This window comes from Saccharothrix deserti, assembly GCF_009769385.1.
Lineage (GTDB): Bacteria > Actinomycetota > Actinomycetes > Mycobacteriales > Pseudonocardiaceae > Actinosynnema > Actinosynnema deserti.
Window position 1 is genome coordinate 145117 of sequence record NZ_VKAB01000017.1, and the last position, 21579, is coordinate 166695.

Below are 21579 nucleotides of genomic sequence, written 5' to 3' on the forward strand. Positions count from 1 at the left end.
GCTGCCGGATGTGCAATCTCTAGTCCTACCACAGTGTGTACCTGAACGGAGCAGGTCGGTTACCTAAAGTAGTTACAATGGCGAAAAATCAGCTCCTTATTCTTCACAGTTGACCGTAGGTGACCCGGCGTGAGCAATCCTCGCCTACCCTACGTCGACCGCGGTCGCGATTGGGTCTGAGGTCGATGGTCCGACCGGGTCAGCACGTTCCTGCGGGCCGCCGAGCCGACCGCGACGGTTGGGTGCGTAATTGTTGAACAAACACAGAGTTGTCGATCTTCAGAACTGGTAGTAGAGGAACGGGCTGAACGTGCCGCTGGCGACCAGGATCGCCGCGTAGCCAACGCCGACCGTCATCAGCGAGACCCTGGCCGCGGTGGCCACCTTGTCGCGGGAAGACTCCAGGTAGGGGCCGGTCACGGGGTGGTCGGGCAGCGCCACAATCGCCAGCGCGAGCAGCAGCAGCACAATGCGCTGATTGGTCGCCGCGGCCGCGACCGCTTCAGTCAGTCCGCTGAGATCCGGCAACAGCAAGTGCCCGATGATTGTGAACGCTGTACCTAGATCGGCGGACCGGAAGAACACCCAGCCGATTACCACCAGCAACATCGTGAGGGCCCGCCGCGCAATTCGGGCACGCGTAGTGACGGGCGCCGAATCCCACCCGAATCGGCGCTCCAGGACGAGCAGGCCGCCGTGGAACAAACCCCACACGAGGAACGTCCAGTTGGCGCCGTGCCAGAAACCGGTGAGCACGAAAACGATCGTCAGGTTGCGATAGGTCTGAACCACACCGCCGCGGTTCCCGCCCAGTGGGATATAGACGTAATCGCGGAACCAGCGGGACAGCGACATGTGCCAGCGGCGCCAGAACTCGGTGATCGTGACCGACGAGTACGGGCGGGCGAAGTTCTCCGGCAGCCGGAAGCCGAGCATGCGGCCGAGGCCGATGGCCATGTCCGAGTAGCCGGAGAAGTCGAAGTACAGCTGGAGCGTGTAGCCGACCGCGCCCAGCCAGGCGACGGCCGTGGTCATCTCGTCGGCCGGGGTGGCGAAGCAGGCGTCGACCATCGGCGCGAGCGAGTCGGCGATGATCACCTTCTTGCACAGGCCGAGGGCGAACCGGGGGAAACCGGCCGCGATGTCGTCCAAGCGGTGCATGCGCGGCTGCGGCAGCTGGTCGGCGATCTCCCGGTAGCGCACGATCGGGCCGGCGACGAGCTGCGGGAACATCGCGATGTAGGTGACGAACGCGACCGGCTCGCGCAGGGCCGGGCGCTCGCCCCGGTACACGTCGACCACGTAGGAGATGTGGTGGAACGTGTAGAAGGAGATGCCGATCGGCAGCGCGAGTTCGAGCACCGGCAGGTCGGCGCCGACGACGGACGCGATGTCGTGCAGCTGGGCGGTGGCGAACCCGGCGTACTTCCAGATGATCAGGACGCCTAGGTCGACCGCGATCGCGCCGACCAGGACCAGGCGCCGGTCGCCCGGCGAGCCCGGCTCCAGCCGCCGCCCGGCCAGGAAGTTGACCACCATGCAGGCGAGCAGCAGCAACGTCGTCCCGCCCGCGCCGGACACGTAGAACAGCAGGCTCGCCACCGCGACCACGCCGTTGCGCCAGTTCCTGGGCGTGACGAGGACGGTCGCGAGCACGACCGGCAGGAAGAACCACAGGAACAACGGGCTGGCGAAAGACATCGCCGCAGACCTTATCCGCCGCTCACGCGCCCCGGAGCCGTTCGCTCCACAAACCGACCCACCTCACACCGCGCACCCCCACGAACGCAGCCCCCACCCCCGCGAACGCAGGACACACGCTCCGCGGTGTGTCCTGCGTTCAGGACGGGTGTGTTGTGCGTTCGGGGTGGGTCAGCCGCGGATGTCTTGGCGGCGTCGGCGGGCGATCTCGGCCAGGACGACACCGGCGGCGACGGAGGCGTTCAGCGACTCCACGCCGGCGGCCATCGGGATCGAGACGGTCTGGTCGCACGTCTCCTTGACCAGGCGCGACAGGCCCCGGCCCTCGGAGCCGACGACCACGACCAGCGGGCCGGTGGCCAGGTCGAGGCCGTCCACGTCGACGTCGCCGTCCGCGTCCAGACCGATGATCATCAGCCCGGCCTCGGCCCACTCCTTGAGCTGCCGGGTCAGGTTCGTCGCCACCGCGATCGGCATCCGCGCCGCCGTGCCGGCACTCGTCCGCCACGCCACCGCGGTGATACCCGCCGAACGGCGCTGCGGCAGCACGACCCCGTGCGCCCCGAACGCCGCCGCCGACCGCACCACGGCGCCCAGGTTGCGCGGGTCCGTCACCCCGTCCAACGCCACCAGCAACGGCGGCATCCCGGACTGGTTCGCGATCTTCAGCAGGTCACGCGGCTCGGCGTACTCGTACGGCGGCACCTGGAGCCCGAGCCCCTGGTGCATCGCGCCGCCGGTGATCCGGTCCAGCTCACCGCGCTGCACCTCCAGCACCGAGATGCCACGGGTCGCGGCCAACTGAACGGCCTCGGCGACCCGGTCGTCCGCGTCGATGCCCAAAGCCACGTACAGCGCCGTCGCCGGGATCCCGGCCCGCAGGCACTCGACCACCGGGTTGCGCCCGGCCACGGTCTCCGGCCCGTTCTCGGCGGCCTTGCGCCGCTGCGTCCGGGCCTGGTCGACCTTCGCCGCCGCGGTGGCCCGCTTGTACGCGGGGTGGTTGGGTCGTTCGACCGCCTTGGGCGTCGGGCCCTTGCCGTGCAGGCCCTTCGGCTTCTGCCCGCCGGAACCGACGACCGCGCCCTTCTTGGAGCCGGGGTTGCGCATGGCGCCCCGGCGCTTGGAGTTACCAGCCACGAGCTCAGTCGTCCTTCAAAGTCCACAACGGACCGTCGGGGGTGTCCTCGACGGCGATACCGGCCAGGAGCAGGTGATCGCGCAGCGCGTCCGCGCGCGCGAAGTCCCGGTCCTTGCGGGCCTGCGACCGCTCTTCCAGCAGCCGATCCACCAGCACGCCCAGCGCGCGTCTGCCCGCGCCACCACCCGCCGAGGCGTCGTGCCACCGCGGTGACAGCGGGTCCAAGCCGAGCACGTCGGTCATCGCCCGCACCGACTCGGCGGCGGCACGCGCGCCCAGGTCGTCACCGGACTCCAGCGCCGTGTTGCCCTCGCGCAACCGCTTGTGGATCGCGGCCAACGCGCCGGGCGTGCCCATGTCGTCGTCCATCGACGCCACGAACGCGGGCGACAGCTCGCCGTCCGCACCGACGGCCCCGGTCCGCTCGACCACGCGCCGCAGGAACGACTCGATCCGCCGGTACGCGGACACCGACTCGTCCAACGCCTCGGGCGAGTACTCGATGTGCGACCGGTAGTGCGGCCCCACCAGGTAGTACCGCAGCTCCGGCGCCCGCACCTGCTCCAGCATCGCCGGGATGGACACCGTGTTGCCGAGCGACTTGGCCATCTTCTCGCCGCCCATGGTCACCCAGGCGTTGTGCATCCAGTACCGGGCGAACCCGTCGCCCGCGGCCCGCGACTGCGCCTGCTCGTTCTCGTGGTGCGGGAAGATCAGGTCGATGCCGCCGCCGTGGACGTCGAACGTGCCGCCCAGGTACGCGGTCGCCATCGCCGAGCACTCCAGGTGCCAGCCCGGACGGCCCGGACCCCACGGCGTCGGCCACGACGGCTCGCCCGGCTTCGCGGCCTTCCACAGCGTGAAGTCGCGCGGGTCGCGCTTGCCGGTCGCGGCGGACTCGCCCTGGTGCACCTCGTCCAGCTTCTGCCCGGACAACGCGCCGTACTCGGGGAACGACGTCACCGAGAAGTACACGTCACCGCCGGACGCGTAGGCGTGGCCCTTCTCGATCAGCCGGTCCATCAGCTCGACCATCTGCGTGACGTGCCCCGTCGCGCGCGGCGAGTACGAGGCGGGCAGGCAGCCCAGCGCGTCGTAGGCGTCGTCGAACGCCCGCTCGTGCTGGTACGCCCACTCCCACCACTCGGCGTTGTGCTCAGCGGCCTTGGTGAGGATCTTGTCGTCGATGTCGGTGACGTTGCGCACCAGGTGCACGGTCGAGCCGTCACGGCCCAGCCAGCGGCGCAGCACGTCGAAGTTGAGGCCGCTGCGCACGTGCCCGATGTGCGGAACGCCCTGCACGGTGGCCCCACAGACGTAGATCGACGCCGTTCCGCTGACCTGCGGGACGAACTCCCGCATGGACCGGGTCGCGGTGTCGAATAGGTGGAGGCTCACGTGAAGATGGTACGGGCGATGACCAGCCGGGGTTGAATCGCCCGGTCAAATGTGCTTACGGAGCACCTGCAGCAGAGCATCCGGCCTACTGCCGGTGGGGTGCGGTTCCACGATCTCCACCGCGCACCCGATCGCCGCCGCGCCGCCGTCCGCTTCGAGGCTGTCGCCGATCATCAGCGCCTCGCTGGGGTGCACGCCCAGCCGGTCGCAGGCGATGCGGAAGAGCTTCGGGTCCGGCTTGATGAAGCCCTCCTGGTAGGAGAGCACGTACTCGTCCACCCGGTTCTCGACGCCGTGACGTGCGAAAACGGTCCGGATGTCCCAGGCGATGTTGCTGACGACCGCGGTGGGCAGCTCGGTGCCAAGCGCTTGCGCGGTGTCCGGGTAGGCCTGCCAGAACGGCGGGCTGCACAGGTCCGCGTAGAACCGCGCCGGGTCCTTCGCGCCCGCCTTCGCGAGAACGGCGAGGTGCATCTCGCGGTGCGCGTCCGGGTCGAGGTCGCGGCGTTCCCACTGTGCGGGATCGATGTCCAGCCCGTCCGCCACGCCGACGGGTGCGGTGAGCGCGCGCATCAACTCGGCGTGGGCGGCCAGCGAGTCGTGCTCCAAGCGGAACAGGGTGCCGGAGAAGTCGAAGAGCACGGCGCGGATCGTCACGGAGCGCACGGTACGTGGTCCGGACATCGGAGGTCTCGGGAAGCAGGAGAACCGAGAGCAGGCTCACCGTGCTTAATTGCCGCTGCTCCGCAGACGGCGGGCGAGGTCGCCTGGGAGGTCGACCTCGCGTGGTGGTCCAGGTGGGCTTGCCGGACTTGGTGCCGTGCACGACGGCTCGGGGCTAGGCGGCGTTGCCGGTGACCTTCGTCGGGGTCAGTCGGAGCACCACGCGCACCCGGCCGGGCGCGTCGGCCGGGAAGTCCCCGCCGTAGTACTTGTGCGAGAGGGCGTTCGCCAGCACGCGGCCGGTGTCCTCGGTGATCGTCACGGTGCCGCGGATCTCCGCGTACACCTCCGGGTCGGCGGTGTCCCACACGCTCACGCTAGCCCGCGGGTCACGCCGGAGGTTGCGTTCCTTGGCCCGGTCGCGGAGGGTGGAGAAGAGCAGGTCGTCGCCGTCCCGGGCGATCCACATCACCGCCGTGTGCGGGCTGCCGTCCCGGTTGAGTGTGGCCAGCGTGGCGTAGTTCCTGCCGTCGACCAGGGCACGCGTCGCCGCGCTGAGGGTGATCGCCATGTGGATCAGGCTAGTGGCACGAGCAGCGCCGTGGCCACGGCCGCGATGCCCTCACCGCGCCCGGTCAGCCCCAGGCCGTCCGTGGTCGTGCCGCTGACCGACACCGGCCCGCCGACCGCCTCGGACAGCACCTTCTGCGCCTCGTCACGGCGCTTGCCGATCTTCGGCGCGTTGCCGATCACCTGCACGGCCGCGTTGCCGACCTGGTAGCCGGCCTCCTCGACCAGCCGACGCGCCTCGGCCAGGAACTCCACGCCGTGCCGACCGGACCACCGGGGGTCGCTCGTGCCGAACACCGCGCCCAGGTCGCCCAGTCCGGCGGCGGACAGCAGGGCGTCGCACAGCGCGTGCGCGGCCACGTCACCGTCCGAGTGACCGGCGCAACCGTCCGCGTCGTCCCAGCGGAGACCGGCCAACCAGCACTCGCGGCCCCGCTCCACCTGGTGGACGTCCGTGCCGATGCCCACCCTGGGGATCACGGTGCTCCTTCGGTGCCGACCAGCAGCGCCTCGGCGACCGCCAGGTCGAACTTCGTGGTGATCTTCATGGCGTCCTGGTGGCCGGGGACCGTGACGACCGGCACACCGAGCCGTTCGACCAGGCCCGCGTCGTCCGTCGCCAGCAGACCGGCCTCATGTGCGGATTCGTGCGCACGCAGCAGCACAGCCGCGTCGAAACCCTGAGGAGTTTGCACGATGCGCAACGACGCCCGATCGGGTGTGGCGACCACCACGCCGTCGGCGTCGACCTGCTTCACCGTGTCCGCGACCGGCAGCACCGGGATGACCGCCGGATGACCTGCGGCAACGGCGTCCACCACGGTCTTCACCACGGACGGCGGGGTGAACGCGCGGGCCGCGTCGTGCACCAGCACGATCGTCGTGTCGGGTACCTCACGCATCGCGTACGCCAACGCCAGGCGCACCGAGTCGGACCGCTCGGCGCCACCGGCCAACACGTGCACCGCCCCGTCGGCTGGGGCCAACGGGGCGGTGACAGTGTTCACAATGTCCACATCGGACGGGGGCGCGGCGATCACCACGTGCTGCACGCAGCCGGAGTCGAGCAGGCCGCGCACCGCACGCACGAGCAGCGGAACGCCGTCGACCGGCACGAGCGCTTTGGGCATCCCGTAGCCCAACCGCTCACCCCGGCCCGCCGCGGGCACGAGCACGACCACACCCATGTTCGCGGTTTCCGAATGTTGGGTGGACGATCAGGACGCGGTAGCCAGGACCTCGTCGAGGAGGACCTCGGCCTTGTCCTCGTCGGTGCCCTCGGCCAGCGCCAGTTCGCTAACCAGTATCTGTCGAGCCTTCGCCAGCATCCGCTTCTCACCAGCGGACAGTCCGCGATCCTTCTCGCGCCGCCAGAGGTCGCGCACCACTTCGGCCACCTTGTTCACGTCACCGGACGCGAGCTTCTCGAGGTTGGCCTTGTACCGCCGGGACCAGTTGGTCGGCTCCTCCGTGTGGGGAGCACGCAAGACCTCGAAGACCTTGTCAAGACCCTCCTGGCCGACGACATCGCGCACGCCCACGATCTCGGCGTTGTCGGCGGGGACGCGAACCGTGAGGTCACCCTGGGCAACCTTGAGAACGAGGTACTTCTTCTCCTCGCCCTTGATCACACGGGTCTCGATTGCTTCGATGAGAGCGGCACCGTGGTGCGGGTAGACGACGGTCTCTCCGACCTTGAAAACCATGTGTCCTCTGCCCCTTTCGCTAACCTCATCCTAACACGCCGAGCAATCCCCTCTTCGGCGTGCGGAGATCAGTTCGCGCTGGTCAGGGCCGCGTGGGGGGTTGACAAATCACCCGGTCGCATGCAACACCCGACGTCGATCTTGCTCCACTGTGGACGTGTGGGCGGGGGTTCGGGGCCACTGTGGGGCACCGCCTGCCGCAGGTCCGAGGGCACCCCGTTAGGCTCCTCGACTGGTGGTCGGACCCGTTACTCCAGGGTACGGCCCGCCTCGTCAGCACACCGGGAAGGATCCGAGCAGCCGTGGGTCGCGCACTCCAGAAGTCCACAGCGCCGCGCCGCCTGGCCGTCGTGGCCGCCCTGGCGACGGGCCTCGGCTTGGCCGCCGCAGGTTGCAGCGCAGGTCAGGTCACCCAGACGGACACCCAGGTGGCCGCCGTCAACGGGGCTAGTGGGCAGGCGGGAGCCATCGCCGTCCGCGACGCGCAGTTCCTGTTCCCGGAGGCGCACGGCGCCTACGAGGAGGGCGACGACGCGCCGATCACGGTCGTGATCGCCAACAACGGCACGACGCCGGACAAGCTGATGGCCGTGACCAGCGAGTCCGCCGAGCCGGCCGAGATCACCGGTGACTCGGTGCTGGAGGCCGCGTCGGCCATCGTCGGCGGTGCCGACCAGGACGACGCGGGCAGCCACGCCACGACGACCACCGCGCCGTCCACCACGACTTCCGCGCCGTCGGGCACGACCACCACGACGCCCACGACCACGGGTTCGCCGGCCGCGGGCACGACCACGGTGACCCCGACGACGGGCAACGGCACGTCCATCTCGAACCCGCCGACGACGGCGACGAAGACCCCGTCGTCGGCCGACCCGAGTGAGCCGGGTGTGGTGAAGATCGTGCTGAAGGGGCTGAAGAAGCCGCTGCGGCCGGGCGAGACGATCCGGGTGACGTTCCTGTTCGAGAAGGCCGGCGAGGTGACCCTGGAGCTGCCGATCGGCGCCACCACGGAACCGCGCAAGGACGAGCCCTCCGAGCACTGAGCTCCACTGAGCTCCACCGACGAACGCTCCGCAGGGGTCCCCGCCAAGGGGACCCCTGCTTTGATTCTGCCGGGTGGGACCGACAGTTCGGGCTGGTCGGGCGGGGTCTGTGGACAGTTGCTCCGGCCTCGGTGAGCGCGCTCTGCCGACCTTGGTGAACACGCTCTGCCGACCTTGAGGAACGCTGCGCAGGGGTACCCGCCGAGGGGACCCCTGCTTTGATCTTGCCGGCGGGGACCGACGATTCGGGGTGATCGGCCGCGGCCTGTGGACAACTGGCCGGACCTCGGTGACCGCCGTCCGCCGGGCGTGTCGCGCCGCCCTGAAGCGCGGCGGGCGCGCCGGAGTGGGCGATCTTCGGCGGCGTTGTCGGGGGTGCCGGATAGCCTCCGGGGCGTGGCGAAGACAGCACGGGTGGCCAGGCCGACGTACCGGTGTGCCGAGTGCGGGCACGAGGTGGCCAAGTGGGTCGGGCGCTGCCCGGAGTGCCAGGCCTGGGGCACGGTGGAGGAGCGGGGGGTCTCGGCTGCCCCTCGGTTCCTCGCGGGCGTGCCCAGCAGTGAGGCGCGTCCCATCGCCCAGGTCGACGTCGAATCGGCCCGTGCCGTCTCGACCGGCGTGGGGGAGTTGGACCGGGTGTTGGGCGGCGGGCTGGTGCCTGGCGCCGTGGTCCTGCTGGCGGGTGAGCCGGGGGTGGGCAAGTCGACGCTGCTGCTGGAGGTCGCGCACCAGTGGGCGTCTTCCGTCGGCCGCTGCCTCTACGTCACCGGCGAGGAGTCGGCCGGGCAGGTGCGGCTGCGCGCGGATCGGACCGGCAACCTGCACGAAGAGATCTTCCTGGCCGCCGAGAGCGACATCTCCGCCGTCCTCGGCCAGGTGGACGTGGTCAAGCCGAGCATGCTGATCGTGGACTCCGTCCAGACCATGTCCTCACCCGCCGTGGACGGCGCGCCCGGCGGGGTCAGCCAGGTCCGCGCCGTCACGTCCGGTCTGATCGCGGTCGCCAAGGAACGCGGGCTGCCGGTCGTCCTGGTCGGCCACGTGACCAAGGAGGGCTCGGTCGCCGGTCCGCGCGTCCTGGAGCACCTGGTGGACGTGGTGCTCCAGTTCGAGGGCGACCGGCACTCCAGCCTGCGCCTGCTGCGCGGCGTGAAGAACCGGTTCGGGCCGGCGGACGAGGTCGGCTGCTTCGAGTTGCGCGACGACGGCATCGCGGGCGTGCCCGACCCGTCCGGCCTGTTCCTCCACCGCCGCGACCAGGCGGTGTCCGGCACGGCCGTCACGGTCGTCGTGGAGGGCAAGCGGCCGATGCTGGGCGAGGTGCAGGCGCTGGTCGCCCCGACCGCCCTGCCCGCGCCCAGGCGCGCGGTGAGCGGCCTCGACTCGGCCCGCCTCGCGATGGTGCTCGCGGTGCTGGAGAAGCGCGGCAAGGTCGGGTTGGGCAACAAGGACGTCTTCACCGCCACGGTCGGCGGGATGCGGCTCACCGAGCCCGCCGTCGACCTCGCGGTGGCGTTGGCGGTCGCGTCGGCGGCCACCGACCTGCCCCTGCCGCACGACCTCGTCGTGGTGGGCGAGGTGGGCCTGTCCGGTGAACTGCGCCGCGTCAACGGCGTGGGCCGCCGCCTCACCGAGGCCGCCCGGCTCGGCTACACGAAGGCCCTCGTGCCGCCGGACGCCGGAAAGCTGCCCCCGGAGACGCGGGCGCTGGTCGCGTACGACCTGCTGGAGGCGCTGCAACTGCTCAAGCTCACGAAATAGCCCCGAGCAAAGAACGGCGCCCGGTCCCCGAAGGAGACCGGGCGCCGTTCAACGAAGAACACCTACTTGGTGGCCGCCAGCAGCTGGGCGCAGCGGATCAGACCCAGGTGGCTGTACGCCTGCGGGTGGTTGCCCAGGGAACGCTCCGCGATCGGGTCGTACTCCTCGGGCAGCAGACCGGTCGGCCCGGCCGCGTCCACCATCTGCGCGAACAGCTCCTCGGCCTCCGTGCGCCGCCCGGTGAGGAGGTAGGCCTCGATCATCCACGCCGCGCACAGGTGGAAGCCGCCCTCGTCGCCCGGCAGACCGTCGTCACGCCGGTACCGGTACACCGTGGAACCGGACCGCAGCTCGGCCTCGATCGCGGTCACCGTGGCCTGGAACCGGTCGTCCGCCGGGTCGATCAGACCCGACAGCCCGACGTGCAGCGACGCCGCGTCCAGGTCGTCACCGTCGTACGCGGTGGTGAACGACTGCGCTTCCTCGCTCCACCCGTTCTTGAGCACGTCGTTGGAGATGGTGTCGCGCAGCACCGGCCACGACGGGTCGATCTCCCGCCCGTACGCCTCGGCCAGCTTCACCGCCCGGTCGAGGGTCACCCAGCACATCACCTTCGAGTACACGTGGTGACGCGGAGCGTGCCGTTCCTCCCAGATGCCGTGGTCGGGCTCGTGCCAACGGCGGGCGACCGCCTCGGCCATCGCCTGCACCATCCGCCAGTCCTGGTCGGTCAGCGAACCGCGCACCGCGGCCAGCTGCACGACCAGGTCCACCACGGGACCGAACACGTCCAGCTGCACCTGCTGGTTCGCCAGGTTGCCGACGCGCACCGGCCGCGACCCGGCGTACCCGGGCAGCGTGTCGATGACGGCCTCGGCGCCCAGCATGGTGCCCTGCAGCGTGTACAGCGGGTGCAGGCGCTCCGGGCCGGGCAGGGTCGCCAGGACCCCGTGCACCCACCCCAGGAACGCCTCCGCCTCGCCGGTCGACCCGACCGACACCAGGGCCTGGGCGGTCAGCGCCGCGTCACGCAGCCAGCAGTACCGGTAGTCCCAGTTCCGGATGCCGCCCAGCTCCTCGGGCAGCGAGGTGGTGGCGGCGGCCATGATCGCGCCGGTGTCGTGGTGCACCAGGCCCTTCAACGTCAACGCCGACCGCAGCACCAGGTCCGACTCGACGGGCGGCAGCTTCAGCGTCGCCGCCCAGTCCGACCAGTACGCCCCGGCGCGCGCACGGCGCTCCGGCTCGCCCAGGGTGGCCTCGGACAGGTCGTCCGTGCCGCAGCGCAGCTCCAGCAGGATCGGCGCGGCCTCGCGGGGCCGCACCACGGCGGTCGCCGTCTCCTGGATGCCGTCGGACGTGATCTGCCAGTCGACGCCGGGTGAGCGCAGCACCATCGGGTCCGAGGTGCCGACGACCCGCAGGCCGTCGCGCTCGCGCAGCAGCCGCACCGGCACCTGGCCGAACTCCGGGCGCGGCGCGAACGTGATCACCGCGTTGGTCGAGCCGGAGATGCGCCGCACCAGGTCGGTGCGGTGCGAGGCCAGGTCGTGGTCCAGGTAGTCGGTCACCAGGAGCCGTGACCAGCGGGTCTCCACGATCATCGTGCCGGGCACGTACCGCTGGCCCAGGGGCAGCGAGCCGTGCTCGGGCTTGATCGAGAAGTGGCCGGCGGCCGGTCCGCCGAGCAGGTCGGCGAACACCGCCGCCGAGTCCGGCTCCGGGTGGCACAGCCAGTTCAGCCGGGCGTCGGGGGTCAGCAGCGCCACCGAACGCTCGTTGGCCAGCATGGTCAGCCGCTCGATCGGCACGGCCTGGTCGCCGTGCAGCCACGCCCGCCGCTCTTCCAGCAGGAACGCCAGCACGGTCGCCACGTCGACGCTGTCGGCGATGTAGTACTGGGCCAGCGTCTCGCCCTCGCCGACCTTGATGCCGACGTCCGGCCCGGTCAGTCTGGCGAACGCCTTCTCGTCGGTCACGTCGTCACCGACGAACACGGCCGCGGTCGCCGCCGCGCGGTGCCGCAGGACGTCCAGGGCGTGGCCCTTGTCCGTCTGCACCACGGCCAGCTCGATCACGGCTTTGCCCTCGGTGACCTGCACACCGTCCCATGTCGCCGGACCGGTGCGGACGGCGTCCAGAACCCGCTCCCCCACGGCGGGATCGGCACGCCGGACGTGCACCGCGATGCTCGCGGGTTTCACCTCGAGGGCGACGCCTTCGTGGCCGGCGACGACTCCCTCCAGTTCTGTCTCCAGGCGGCGGTGCAGTTGTTTCGCGTCCGCGTCCAGCGCGTGCACGAAACCGACGTCGAACTCGGATCCGTGCGAACCCACCAGGTGCACCTCGGACGGCAGGCGCGACAGCGTCGCCAGGTCGCGCAGAGCGCGCCCGGAGATCACCGCGGCCGTCGTCTCGTGCAGACCGGCCAGGGAGCGCAACGCGCCCACCGACTCGGGCAGCGGGCGGGCGTCCTCTGGGTTGGCCACGATCGGAGCCAATGTCCCGTCGTAGTCGCAGGCGACCAGCAGGCGCGGTGTGCGCGCCAGCTGCACGATCGCACGACGAAGTTCGGCGGGGAGGGCCTCGGCGGTCAACGCCCCTCCTCAATGCTCGGTGGGACAAGGTCGGTAAAGTCGGATCTGAACTGATTCAGAAGCCGATGAGGAAACTGATCAGATCGTGGTCTGCGTGCCCAAGGCATCAAGAAACGATCGAGCCCAGCGGTCGACGTCGTGCGTGAGGACTTGGCGGCGCAGCGCGCGCATCCTACGGCGGCCTTCCGCCGGATCGAGCGTGAGGGCGGCATCCAACGCGTTTTTTACGCCGTCGAGGTCGTGCGGGTTCACCAGGAACGCGCTCGTGAGCTCGGCCGCCGCGCCCGCGAACTCGGAGAGCACCAGCGCGCCGCCGAGGTCGTAGCGGGTGGCGACGTACTCCTTGCACACGAGGTTCATGCCGTCACGCACCGGGGTCACGACCATGACGTCGGCCGCGCTCATGAACGCGGTCAGCTCCCGGCGGTTCACCGATTGGTGCAGGTAGTGGACCACGGGGTGGCCGACGGTGGAGAACTCGCCGTTGATCCGGCCGACGGCCTGCTCGATCTCGCTGCGCATCTGCTTGTAGTGCTCGACGCGTTCGCGACTGGGTGTGGCGAGCTGGACCATGGTGACTTCGGTCGGGTCGACGCGGCCGTCGGCCAGCAGCTCGTACAGCGCGCGGAGGCGCACGTCGATGCCCTTGGTGTAGTCGAGGCGGTCGACGCCGAGCAGGATCTTCTTCGGGTTGCCGAGGTCTTCGCGAATTTGTTTCGCGTGTTTTTGGACGTCTTTGTCGCGGGCGAGCGCGTCCAGGCCGGCGGAGTCGATCGAAATCGGGAACGCGCCGACGCGGACCGTGCGATCACCGACCTGGACCACACCGGGCCGGGTGCGCACGCCGACCGCGCCGCGGCTCGGTTCCAGGCCGACCAGGCGCCGGGCCAGCCAGAGGAAGTTCTGCGCGCCGCCGGGCCGGTGGAACCCGACCAGGTCCGCGCCCAGCAGACCGCGGATGATCTCCGTGCGCCACGGCAGCTGCATGAACAGCTCGACCGGCGGGAACGGGATGTGCAGGAAGAAGCCGATGCGCAGGTCCGGGCGCAGCTCGCGGAGCATGGCCGGGACGAGTTGCAACTGGTAGTCCTGCACCCACACCGTTGCGCCCTGCGCGGCGACCTTCGCGGTCACGTCGGCGAACCGCTGGTTGACCCGCACGTAGGCGTTCCACCAGCGGCGGTGGAACGCGGGCGGCGCGACGACGTCGTGGTAGAGCGGCCACAGCGTGCCGTTGGAGAAGCCCTCGTAGTAGTCGGCGACCTCGGTGGCGCTCAACGCCACCGGGTGCAGTTGGAGGCCGTCCTCCTCGAACGCGTCCACTTCCGCGTCCGCGATGCCGGGCCAGCCGACCCACGCGCCGCTGTGCGTGCGGAGGAACGGTTCCAGGGCGGTGACCAGGCCACCGGGGCTGTGCTTCCAGCGCTGGGTGCCATCCGGCAGGCGCTCCAGGTCAACCGGTAGGCGGTTGGCCACGACCAGGAAATCCGCGCCGTTCTCGCCAATGCTGCTCACCGGGTAGCGCCTCCTAGGGATTCGTCTCGCCCACCGTCGAGGTTAGTGGGAACGCGCAGGTTGGATGCCCTGTCGTCACCCCCGTCACACAGTGTTGACTTGACGAAAGCTCGTCAGGTGGTCCACCTCACGTGGAAAGCCCGTGTTCAGGGCGTCACCTCCGGGAACGAGCGGCCAGCCTGCCCAGACCGGTGCGGACCGGACGTCCCAGATGTTCACCCAGTACGACGCCGCTCGCCAGCGCGAGCGCCGTGCCGGCGGCCAGCACGAGGGTCGACAGGCCGGCCGCGTCACCCTCCGCGGTCAGCTGGTAGAGGCCCCGGTACGTGGTCCAGCCGGGCAGCAGCGGCACCATGCCGGCCACCGCGACGACCAGCGGCGGCGTCCGCAGCCGGCGGGATACGATCTGGCCGCCGAAACCGACCACGGTGGCCGCGACGGCGGCGCTGGTGATGGCGTTCGTGCCGATCAGCGCGAGCAGGCCGTAACTCGTCGTGCCGACCGCGCCCGCGGCGGCGGCCACCGGCAGGGCCCGTGGTGGTGCGTAACTGGCCAGGGCGAAGAACGCGGAGGTGGCCGCGCCCGCCGCGAACTGCATCGGGACCTCCGGGATCAGCGGCGGCAGGGGGTCGGCGATGTTCGTCCGCACGCCGAACTGCACGGCCGCGCGGAGCGTGAGCGCGATGCCCGCGATGAGGCCCGCGGTGAGCAGCCCGGCCTCCACCGTGCGGCCGGCGGCGGTGACGTTGTAGCCGGTGATGGCGTCCTGCACGGTGCCGACCAGGGACAGGCCGGACAGCAGCACCACGATCCCGGTCGCGATCAGCAGCGACGGCCGCAGGTCCGGCAGCAGGTCGGTGGCGTACATCGCGACGGCGACGGACGTGGCCAGGGCGCCGCCGACGACCTGCTGGAAGAAGAACGGCAGCGCGCGCCGGTTGAGCAACCGCCCGACGCGGTCGATCAACGCCGTGACGACGGCCGCCGTGGCGGCCAGCACGGGCCCGCCGCCGACCAGGAACGCCACCGCGCCCGCCATGCCCGCCCACGCCAGCGTCGCCACCCAGCGCGGGTACGGGTGGTCGGCGCGGCTGATGCGGTCGATCTCGGCGTACGCCTCGACGGCCGGGGTGTCGTCCGCGGTGATCCGCCGGATCAGCGCCTCCACGGCGGCGAGGCGGGTGTAGTCGACGCTGCGGCTGCGCACGACGCGCATCAGCGTGACGGGCGCGGCTTCCGTGCCGCGGTGGCAGGAGACGGTGATCGACGTGTAGATGACGTCGACCTCGGTGTGCGGGAGCCCGTAGGCGTTCGTCACCGCCAGGATGGTGGTGGTGACGTCGGCCGCGCCGGCCCCGCCGGCCATCTGCGCCTCACCGACGCGCAGCGCGAGGTCCAGTACGAGGTGGACGGTCGAGTCGTCCGGGAGGGACGGTCCTTCGACGGGGCGTGCCTGCTGGGTGTCCTGGTACCGCCGGCGCCACAACCGCACCAGGCGCCACCTCCTTCGGTCGGATGGTCGCCACGCCCGACCGTTTCACATTCAGGGCTGTGTCATGCGCCACCCCCGGACGAGGTACCCAATACAGGTGACTTGATCACGGTGCGTTCAGTACTGTTGATACCGCTGGCCAGCGGTTTTAGGGGTTCGCAGGGCCACCCGGACGGTACTGGTGACCTCCGGATGGACCAATGTGAGCGCACCGTGAGCAGACCGTTCGCCGCAGGTGGCACCCCGTGCGGGCGCTTACGATGTTCCAGGCCTCCGGGCCATGCCGGTGTAGCTCAATTGGCAGAGCACTCGCCTTGTAAGCGAAAGGTTGCGGGTTCAAGTCCCGCCACCGGCTCAGAGTGGATCATGATCATGGTACGGCGGGCGTCGGCCACGTCGGCGGCGGTGTGGGTGTCGTCGAACCCGCCCGGTCCGGCGTCGGTCACCAGGACGACGAACTTCGTCGCGTTCGACCGCCACACGCCGTTGAAGCCGACGTTCTGCGGGCGGCCGGCGACGAGGTGGAGCGGATCGACGAGCACGCGGTCGACTCGGGCGTCGACCTGTGGGCGGAGTCCTCGAACGCCGGCTAGGGTGTGTCCCCGTGAAATCTCCGGACGTGCTCAACGCGGCCGAGTACTTCCGCCAAGTGTCACTGCTGGACGGCACGCCGCCGGACCCGCGCATGGCCGACGCGATCGAGCTCGTCCGTGCCGCCAGGCAGCCGGACGGCACCTGGCTCCAGGCCCGCCGACACCCCGGGCGGGTGTGGTTCGAGGTCGACGTGCCGGCGGGGGAGCCGTCGAAGTGGCTGACCCTGTTCGGGACCCGGGTGCTCGCCTGGTGGGACTCCCGGACTCCCTAGTCCTGGTCGTGGTCGTCGGCCCCGACTCGGGAGACGCGCCCGAGCCGCGGCAATCCGACCGCGAAGACGGTCGAGCCCGGTCGGCTGGTCAGCTCGACCGTGCCGCCGTGCGCGGCGACCAGCGAGTGCACCACCGCCAACCCGAGCCCGCTGCCACCGCGATCACGGGTGCGGGAGTCGTCGACCCGGTAGAAGCGGTCGAAGATGCGGGCCTGGTCGGCCGGCGCGATGCCGGGACCGGCGTCACCGACCCGCAGCACCGCCGACCCGGGTTCCACCGAGACCGACAGCGACACCGCCGTGCCCGCCGGGGTGTGCACGGCGGCGTTGGTGAGCAGGTTGTCCACGACCTGCCGCAGCCGCAGCCGGTCGAACACCAGCGGCACCGGACCGTCCGGGACGGTCACGGTCAGCGGGTGCGACGGTCGGGCCGCGCGGAACGCGTCCGCCGCCTCCCGCGCCAACGCCACCAGATCGCCCTCGGTCACCCGCAGCGGCGTCTCCACCTCCGCCGAGTCCAGCCGGGCGAGCAGCAGCAGGTCGTCCAGCAGCACGCTCATCCGCGCCGCCTCCGACCGCAGCTTCTCCAGGTGCGCCTCGCGTTCCTCCGGCGCGTTCGCCGCCGCGTACCGGAACAGGTCCGCGTAACCCCGGATCGAGGTCAACGGCGTGCGCAGCTCGTGCGAGGCGTCCGCGATGAACCGCCGCAACCGCTGCTCGGCGGCGGTGCGGGCGGCCAGGGACGTGTCGATGTGGTCCAGCATCGTGTTGAACGCCGTGCGCAGCTCCTCGACCTCCACGCCGCCGTTGCCGCCCTCGGCGCGCACCGGCAGCCGGGCCGAGTCGGTCAGGTCGTGCGACGTGATGTCGTGCGCGGTCGCGGCCATGTCGCTCAACGGCTGCAGCCCGCGCCGCAGCACCGCCCGCCCGATCAGCACGAACGCGATCAGCGCGAGCAGGAACGTGGCCACCTCCACGATCACCAGCTGCCGCACGGTGGTGGAGATGTCGCCCATCGGTGCCGCCGTGACCAACACCACACCGTCGGACACCGCGCACCCGCGCAGCCGGTACGTGCCGTCGCCCTTCAAGTACTCGGTCCGGTACACGGGGTCGCGCGTGGTGGTGTCCAACGCCACCGCGGCCAAATCGTCCCCGTCCTCCGGCAGGTCGTCGGGGTTCTTCGGGTCCGCCTTGCCGTCGTTCACGTCGTAGACGACCGTGTACCAGCCGTACGCGGCGCCCTTCACCGTGCCGGTGCTGGCGAGGTTCTTCTTCAGCGAGATCTGCGTGGTCTCCATCTGCGCGTCGAGCCGGCGCTCCAGGTACCCCTGCATGCTCCGTGCCATCACCGTGCCGACGACCGCGAACACCGCCAACGCGAGCGCGCCCAGACCCAGGGCGAGGCGGGTGCCCAGGCTCAGCCGCCGGAACTTCACTCCGCCGCTCGCCGCAACACGTAGCCGACGCCGCGCACGGTGTGGATCAGCGGTTCGCCGCCGTCGTCGAGCTTGCGCCGCAAGTGGGACACGACCAGCTCGACCACGTTGGACCGGCCGCCGAAGTCGTACTCCCACACGTGGTCGAGGATCTGCGCCTTCGTCAGCACGGCGGGCGAGCGGCGCATCAGGTACCGCAGCAGCTCGTACTCGGTGGGCGTGAGCGTGATCAGCCGGTTGCCCCGCCGCACCTCGCGGGTGTCCTCGTCCATCGCCAGATCGGACACCTTCAGCACCGACCGCTTCCACGTCGGCCCGGTCGACCGCCGCAGCACGGCCCGCAGCCGCGCCATCAGCTCCTCCACCGAGAACGGCTTGACCAGGTAGTCGTCCCCGCCGCGGGTCAGGCCCGCGACCCGGTCCGCGGTGCCGTCACGGGCGGTGAGGAACACCACCGGCACCATCGCGCCCGCCGACCGCAGCCGGTCCAGCACGGTGAAGCCGTCCAGGTCGGGCAGCATCAGGTCGAGCACCACGATGTCCGGGTGGAAGTCGGCGGCGGCCCGCAACGCGGCCTCACCGCTGCCCGCGGTCACCGCCTGCCAGCCCTCGTAGCGCGCGACCGTCGCCACGAGATCGGCGATGTGCGGCTCGTCGTCCACCACGAGCAGTCGAACCGAAGTGCCCTTGTCCACGTGTCCATGGTGCGCTACCGCCGTCCGGGCGGGCGAGGCGATCCGCTGCCGCCGAACGGATCAACAGCGAGTCGACAGGTTCGTGACAGGCGATGCACAGGTCCGCACAGCAGGCTCGGTGTCGGCCCACATCGGTGTCGGCCCCCACCCCGGTACCGGCCCACCCCGTATCGGTGCCCACATCGGTATCGGCCACACATCGGCAAGGAGTGCCACACGTGACAACCCTCCAACTCTCGGCGCCGGTCGAGCGCCGGCCGTCCGCGCGCCCCGGAGTGGTGGCCCGCACCGGCCTGTTCGCGGTGTTGGCCGCGAACGTGCTCCTGGTGACCGTGCTGTTCTTCCAGGCCGGCCTGTCGGTGAACGCGTTGATCCTGATCGGCAGGCTCGCCGGGCTGTACGGGGCGCTGCTGATGGCGTTCCAGCTGCTCCTGGTGGCCCGGCTGCCGTGGCTGGACCGGCGGCTCGGCATGGACCGGCTCACGTCGTGGCACCGCTGGATCGGCTTCTCGTTGCTGTGGACGCTGCTCACGCACGCGGTGTTCATCACGCTCGGGTACGCGCAGGTGACCTCGCTGCCGCCGGTGGACGAGCTGGTGACGATGGCCACGACCATCGACGGCATCCTCCGGGCGATCGTGGCGCTGGTGCTGATCATCGTGGTCGGCGCGGTGTCCGCCCGGTTCGCCCGGCGGCGGATGGCCTACGAGACGTGGCACTTCGTCCACCTCTACACCTACGTCGCCGTGGTGCTGGCGTTCTCGCACCAGGTGGCGGTCGGGCCGACGTTCACCGCGTCCGCGTTCGCGACCGCCTACTGGTGGGGCGTGTGGGGGTTCGCGCTCGGCGCCGTGTTCGTCGGCCGGCTGGGGCTGCCGCTGTGGCGGAACCTGCGGCACCGGTTGCGGGTCGCGGCCGTCGTGCCCGAGTCGGGGAACGTGGTGTCGATCCACATCACCGGACGTCACCTGGACAAGCTGCCCGCGCGGGCGGGTCAGTTCTTCCTGTGGCGGTTCCTGACCAAGGACCGGTGGTGGCAGGCGAACCCGTTCTCGCTCTCCGCGGCTCCGGACGGCCGGTCGCTGCGGCTGACCGCCAAGGCGTTGGGGCCGGGCAGTGCCGCGTTGCGGTCGGTGAAGGTCGGGACTCGGGTGTTCGCCGAGGGTCCGTACGGGGCGTTCACCACGTTGCACCAGACGCGGCCGAACACGTTGCTGGTGGCCGGCGGGGTCGGGATCACGCCGGTGCGGGCGTTGTTGGAGGAACTGCGCGGGCACGTCGTGGTGATCTACCGGGTGACCAGGCCGGAGGACGCCGTGCTGCTGCACGAGATGCGCGGGCTGGCCCATGCGCGTGGCGCGGTGCTGCACGTGGTGACCGGGCCGTCCGACCGGGCGCCGTTGGGACCGGACGCGATCGGGCGCGCGGTGCCGGACGTGCGGGACCGGGACGTGTTCGTGTGCGGGCCGCCGGGGATGACGAACGCGGTGTTGCAGACCATGCGGGACCTGGGTGTGCCGAAGCACCAGGTGCACGCCGAGCGTTTCAGCCTGGCCGGTTGAGGGAGAACGAAAGTGAAGCGAGCCGTTCCGATCCTGTTGTTGACCATCGCGGGCCTGGTGCCGCTGTGGCGGTTCGAGGCCGAGCCGGAGACCGTGGTCGCTGCTCCCGAAGCACCTGCGGCCGCCGCGCCGGACACCGCCGCGCCGGACGTCTCCGGCACGTCCCAGGCGCCCGCCGCCTCCGGTGCCCAGACCGTGACCGGTTCCCTGATCAGCACCAAGTACGGCGACGTGCAGGTGCGGCTGACGTACGCGGGTGATCAGATCACCGCGGTGACCATGGTCAAGCAGCCGAACAGCGGTCCGACCAAGATGGCCGTGCCGGTGCTGGTGCGGGAGACGCTGGACGCGCAGAGCGCCGACGTGGACACGGTGTCCGGCGCGACCACGACCAGCGGGGCGTACGTGCAGTCGCTCCAGGCCGCGATCGATGCGAAGGGCGACTAGTGCGCAGGGTCGAGCACATCATGGGTTTCCCGATCTCGGTCGACCTCCGCAACGGGGACCCCGCCGCGGTGGACCGGGCGTTCGAGTGGCTGCGCGAGGTGGATGCGCGGTTCAGCCCGTTCCGAGCCGACAGCGAGGTGTCCCGGCTGGACCGGGCTGAGCCCGCCCCGAACGGGCTCAGCCCGGATCTGGCACACGTGCTGGACCTGTGCGACCACTACGAACGGGCCACCGGCGGCGCGTTCAGCGCCCGCATCCCCGGCCGCGGCCTGGACCCGTGCGCGGTGGTCAAGGGCTGGGCGGTGCAACGTGCCGCCGACCTGCTCGCGGCGGCAGGCTCCACCAGCTTCGTGATCAACGCGGGCGGCGACGTGGCCACGTCGGGCGGCCCGTGGCGGGTGGGCGTGCGCCACCCGCTTGAGGCGGACCGGTATTGCACGGTCCTGGAAGTGACGTCCGAGGCTGTGGCGACCTCGGCCCGGTACGAGCGGGGCAACCACATCCTCGACGCCCGCACCGGCCGGCCGGTCACGGATCTGCTGAGCCTGACCGTCGTCGCCCCCACCCTGACCGTCGCCGACGCCACCGCCACGGCGGCTTTCGCGATGGGCGTCGCCGGCATCGAGTGGGCGGCCGAGCAGGAGGGTTGCGAAGTGTTCGCGGTGGACGCCGACCACGGCGTGCACCGGACCGCTGGTCTGCCGGTCGCCGGAGCGTCGGTTGCCGGAGCGTCGGTCGCCGGCTGAGCCGATGGCGGCTTGGTGCCCGGTGATCGACACCGCCTGGGGTCCAGTCCGGCTCGATTTGACATGGGGCCCTTACGGGCACCGGAGGCAGGCCGCAGCCGGCAGGCATGGCGGGGAAGAGCGTCCCGCCACGCCTGCCGGCTCCGACCAGCCTATGGCACCCGAACCCATGTCAAATCGAGCCTCGTCGGCCACCGCCGGGTCCGTCGTGGTCCCGTGGGACTGACCGGCCTCG

General features: G+C 70.9%; 20 protein-coding genes and 1 tRNA gene. 8 read left to right on the forward strand and 13 right to left on the reverse strand.

The window, feature by feature from the left end; all coding sequences use genetic code 11:
• Window positions 1-279 precede the first annotated feature (279 nt).
• The 8 genes from FM051_RS27405 to FM051_RS27440 form a co-directional block, all read right to left on the reverse strand.
• Complete coding sequence (locus FM051_RS27405; protein ID WP_158848238.1) at window positions 280-1701, reverse strand: MBOAT family O-acyltransferase; 1422 nt, start codon at window positions 1699-1701, stop codon at window positions 280-282.
• A 171-nt stretch (window positions 1702-1872) separates the two neighbouring features.
• Entirely contained in the window at window positions 1873-2841 is a 969-nt protein-coding gene (gene rlmB / locus FM051_RS27410; protein ID WP_158848240.1) for a 23S rRNA (guanosine(2251)-2'-O)-methyltransferase RlmB, read from the reverse strand.
• A 4-nt stretch (window positions 2842-2845) separates the two neighbouring features.
• Window positions 2846-4240 (reverse strand): cysteine--tRNA ligase, encoded by a 1395-nt coding sequence (cysS, locus tag FM051_RS27415; protein WP_158848242.1) that lies wholly within the window; start codon window positions 4238-4240, stop codon window positions 2846-2848.
• A 45-nt stretch (window positions 4241-4285) separates the two neighbouring features.
• Window positions 4286-4897 carry an HAD family hydrolase gene (locus FM051_RS27420; RefSeq protein WP_158848244.1) on the reverse strand — a complete coding sequence of 204 codons (612 nt, stop codon included), beginning with the start codon at window positions 4895-4897 and terminating at the stop codon, window positions 4286-4288.
• A gap of 181 nt (window positions 4898-5078) precedes the next feature.
• Window positions 5079-5474: a PPOX class F420-dependent oxidoreductase gene (locus FM051_RS27425; protein WP_158848246.1), complete on the reverse strand. Its 396-nt coding sequence runs from the start codon at window positions 5472-5474 to the stop codon at window positions 5079-5081.
• Window positions 5475-5479: 5 nt separating this feature from the next.
• On the reverse strand, window positions 5480-5953 hold the full coding sequence (gene ispF / locus FM051_RS27430) for a 2-C-methyl-D-erythritol 2,4-cyclodiphosphate synthase (RefSeq protein ID WP_238412683.1): 474 nt from the start codon (window positions 5951-5953) through the stop codon (window positions 5480-5482).
• Window positions 5950-6660, reverse strand: coding sequence for a 2-C-methyl-D-erythritol 4-phosphate cytidylyltransferase (gene ispD / locus FM051_RS27435; protein WP_158848248.1), 711 nt, complete (start codon window positions 6658-6660; stop codon window positions 5950-5952). The genes ispF and ispD overlap by 4 nt, the downstream gene beginning before the upstream one ends.
• Before the next feature lie 30 nt (window positions 6661-6690).
• On the reverse strand, window positions 6691-7179 hold the full coding sequence (locus tag FM051_RS27440) for a CarD family transcriptional regulator (RefSeq protein ID WP_012782996.1): 489 nt from the start codon (window positions 7177-7179) through the stop codon (window positions 6691-6693).
• Window positions 7180-7481: 302 nt separating this feature from the next.
• Here FM051_RS27440 and FM051_RS27445 point away from each other — a divergent pair, with 302 nt between their 5' ends.
• Window positions 7482-8225, forward strand: coding sequence for a copper chaperone PCu(A)C domain-containing protein (locus tag FM051_RS27445; protein ID WP_158848250.1), 744 nt, complete (start codon window positions 7482-7484; stop codon window positions 8223-8225).
• A 396-nt stretch (window positions 8226-8621) separates the two neighbouring features.
• Window positions 8622-9986, forward strand: a complete 1365-nt coding sequence (radA, locus tag FM051_RS27450; RefSeq protein ID WP_158848252.1) for a DNA repair protein RadA — start codon at window positions 8622-8624, stop codon at window positions 9984-9986.
• Between the two features lie 62 nt (window positions 9987-10048).
• Here radA and otsB read toward each other — a convergent pair whose 3' ends face one another.
• The 3 genes from otsB to FM051_RS27465 form a co-directional block, all read right to left on the reverse strand.
• Entirely contained in the window at window positions 10049-12583 is a 2535-nt protein-coding gene (otsB, locus tag FM051_RS27455; RefSeq protein WP_158848254.1) for a trehalose-phosphatase, read from the reverse strand.
• 78 nt (window positions 12584-12661) lie between these two features.
• Window positions 12662-14098 (reverse strand): alpha,alpha-trehalose-phosphate synthase (UDP-forming), encoded by a 1437-nt coding sequence (locus FM051_RS27460; RefSeq protein ID WP_158848256.1) that lies wholly within the window; start codon window positions 14096-14098, stop codon window positions 12662-12664.
• Window positions 14099-14252: 154 nt separating this feature from the next.
• Window positions 14253-15590 (reverse strand): threonine/serine exporter family protein, encoded by a 1338-nt coding sequence (locus FM051_RS27465; RefSeq protein WP_158848258.1) that lies wholly within the window; start codon window positions 15588-15590, stop codon window positions 14253-14255.
• A gap of 282 nt (window positions 15591-15872) precedes the next feature.
• Between FM051_RS27465 and FM051_RS27470 the strand changes: the two genes are divergently transcribed.
• From FM051_RS27470 to FM051_RS27480, 3 genes are all read left to right on the forward strand, one after another.
• Window positions 15873-15945, forward strand: a tRNA-Thr gene (locus FM051_RS27470).
• A 4-nt stretch (window positions 15946-15949) separates the two neighbouring features.
• Complete coding sequence (locus tag FM051_RS50760; protein WP_158848261.1) at window positions 15950-16183, forward strand: hypothetical protein; 234 nt, start codon at window positions 15950-15952, stop codon at window positions 16181-16183.
• 11 nt (window positions 16184-16194) lie between these two features.
• Complete coding sequence (locus FM051_RS27480) at window positions 16195-16455, forward strand: hypothetical protein (RefSeq protein ID WP_476655320.1); 261 nt, start codon at window positions 16195-16197, stop codon at window positions 16453-16455.
• Here FM051_RS27480 and FM051_RS27485 read toward each other — a convergent pair.
• On the reverse strand, window positions 16452-17894 hold the full coding sequence (locus FM051_RS27485; protein ID WP_238412684.1) for a sensor histidine kinase: 1443 nt from the start codon (window positions 17892-17894) through the stop codon (window positions 16452-16454). The two genes, FM051_RS27480 and FM051_RS27485, sit on opposite strands and share 4 nt — an antisense overlap.
• Entirely contained in the window at window positions 17891-18589 is a 699-nt protein-coding gene (locus tag FM051_RS27490; protein WP_158848262.1) for a response regulator transcription factor, read from the reverse strand. Before FM051_RS27490 ends, FM051_RS27485 begins: the two co-directional genes overlap by 4 nt.
• A 218-nt stretch (window positions 18590-18807) precedes the next feature.
• Here FM051_RS27490 and FM051_RS27495 point away from each other — a divergent pair, with 218 nt between their 5' ends.
• The 3 genes from FM051_RS27495 to FM051_RS27505 are packed head-to-tail and all read left to right on the forward strand — an operon-like array spanning window position 18808 to window position 21344.
• A complete protein-coding gene (locus FM051_RS27495; protein WP_158848264.1) occupies window positions 18808-20151 on the forward strand; it encodes a ferredoxin reductase family protein in 1344 nt (447 codons plus the stop codon).
• A 12-nt stretch (window positions 20152-20163) separates the two neighbouring features.
• On the forward strand, window positions 20164-20598 hold the full coding sequence (locus tag FM051_RS27500) for an FMN-binding protein (protein WP_158848266.1): 435 nt from the start codon (window positions 20164-20166) through the stop codon (window positions 20596-20598).
• Window positions 20599-20618: 20 nt separating this feature from the next.
• Entirely contained in the window at window positions 20619-21344 is a 726-nt protein-coding gene (locus tag FM051_RS27505; protein WP_238412685.1) for an FAD:protein FMN transferase, read from the forward strand.
• Window positions 21345-21579: the final 235 nt, after the last annotated feature.

Bases quoted from the DNA above. Each gene is read 5' to 3' on its own strand.
- ispD (WP_158848248.1), bottom strand. From the start codon at position 6,660: ATGGGTGTGGTCGTGCTCGTGCCCGCGGCGGGCCGGGGTGAGCGGTTG.
- FM051_RS27425 (WP_158848246.1), bottom strand. From the start codon at position 5,474: ATGGCGATCACCCTCAGCGCGGCGACGCGTGCCCTGGTCGACGGCAGG.
- FM051_RS27405 (WP_158848238.1), bottom strand. From the start codon at position 1,701: ATGTCTTTCGCCAGCCCGTTGTTCCTGTGGTTCTTCCTGCCGGTCGTG.
- FM051_RS27505 (WP_238412685.1), top strand. From the start codon at position 20,619: ATGGGTTTCCCGATCTCGGTCGACCTCCGCAACGGGGACCCCGCCGCG.
- FM051_RS27440 (WP_012782996.1), bottom strand. From the start codon at position 7,179: ATGGTTTTCAAGGTCGGAGAGACCGTCGTCTACCCGCACCACGGTGCC.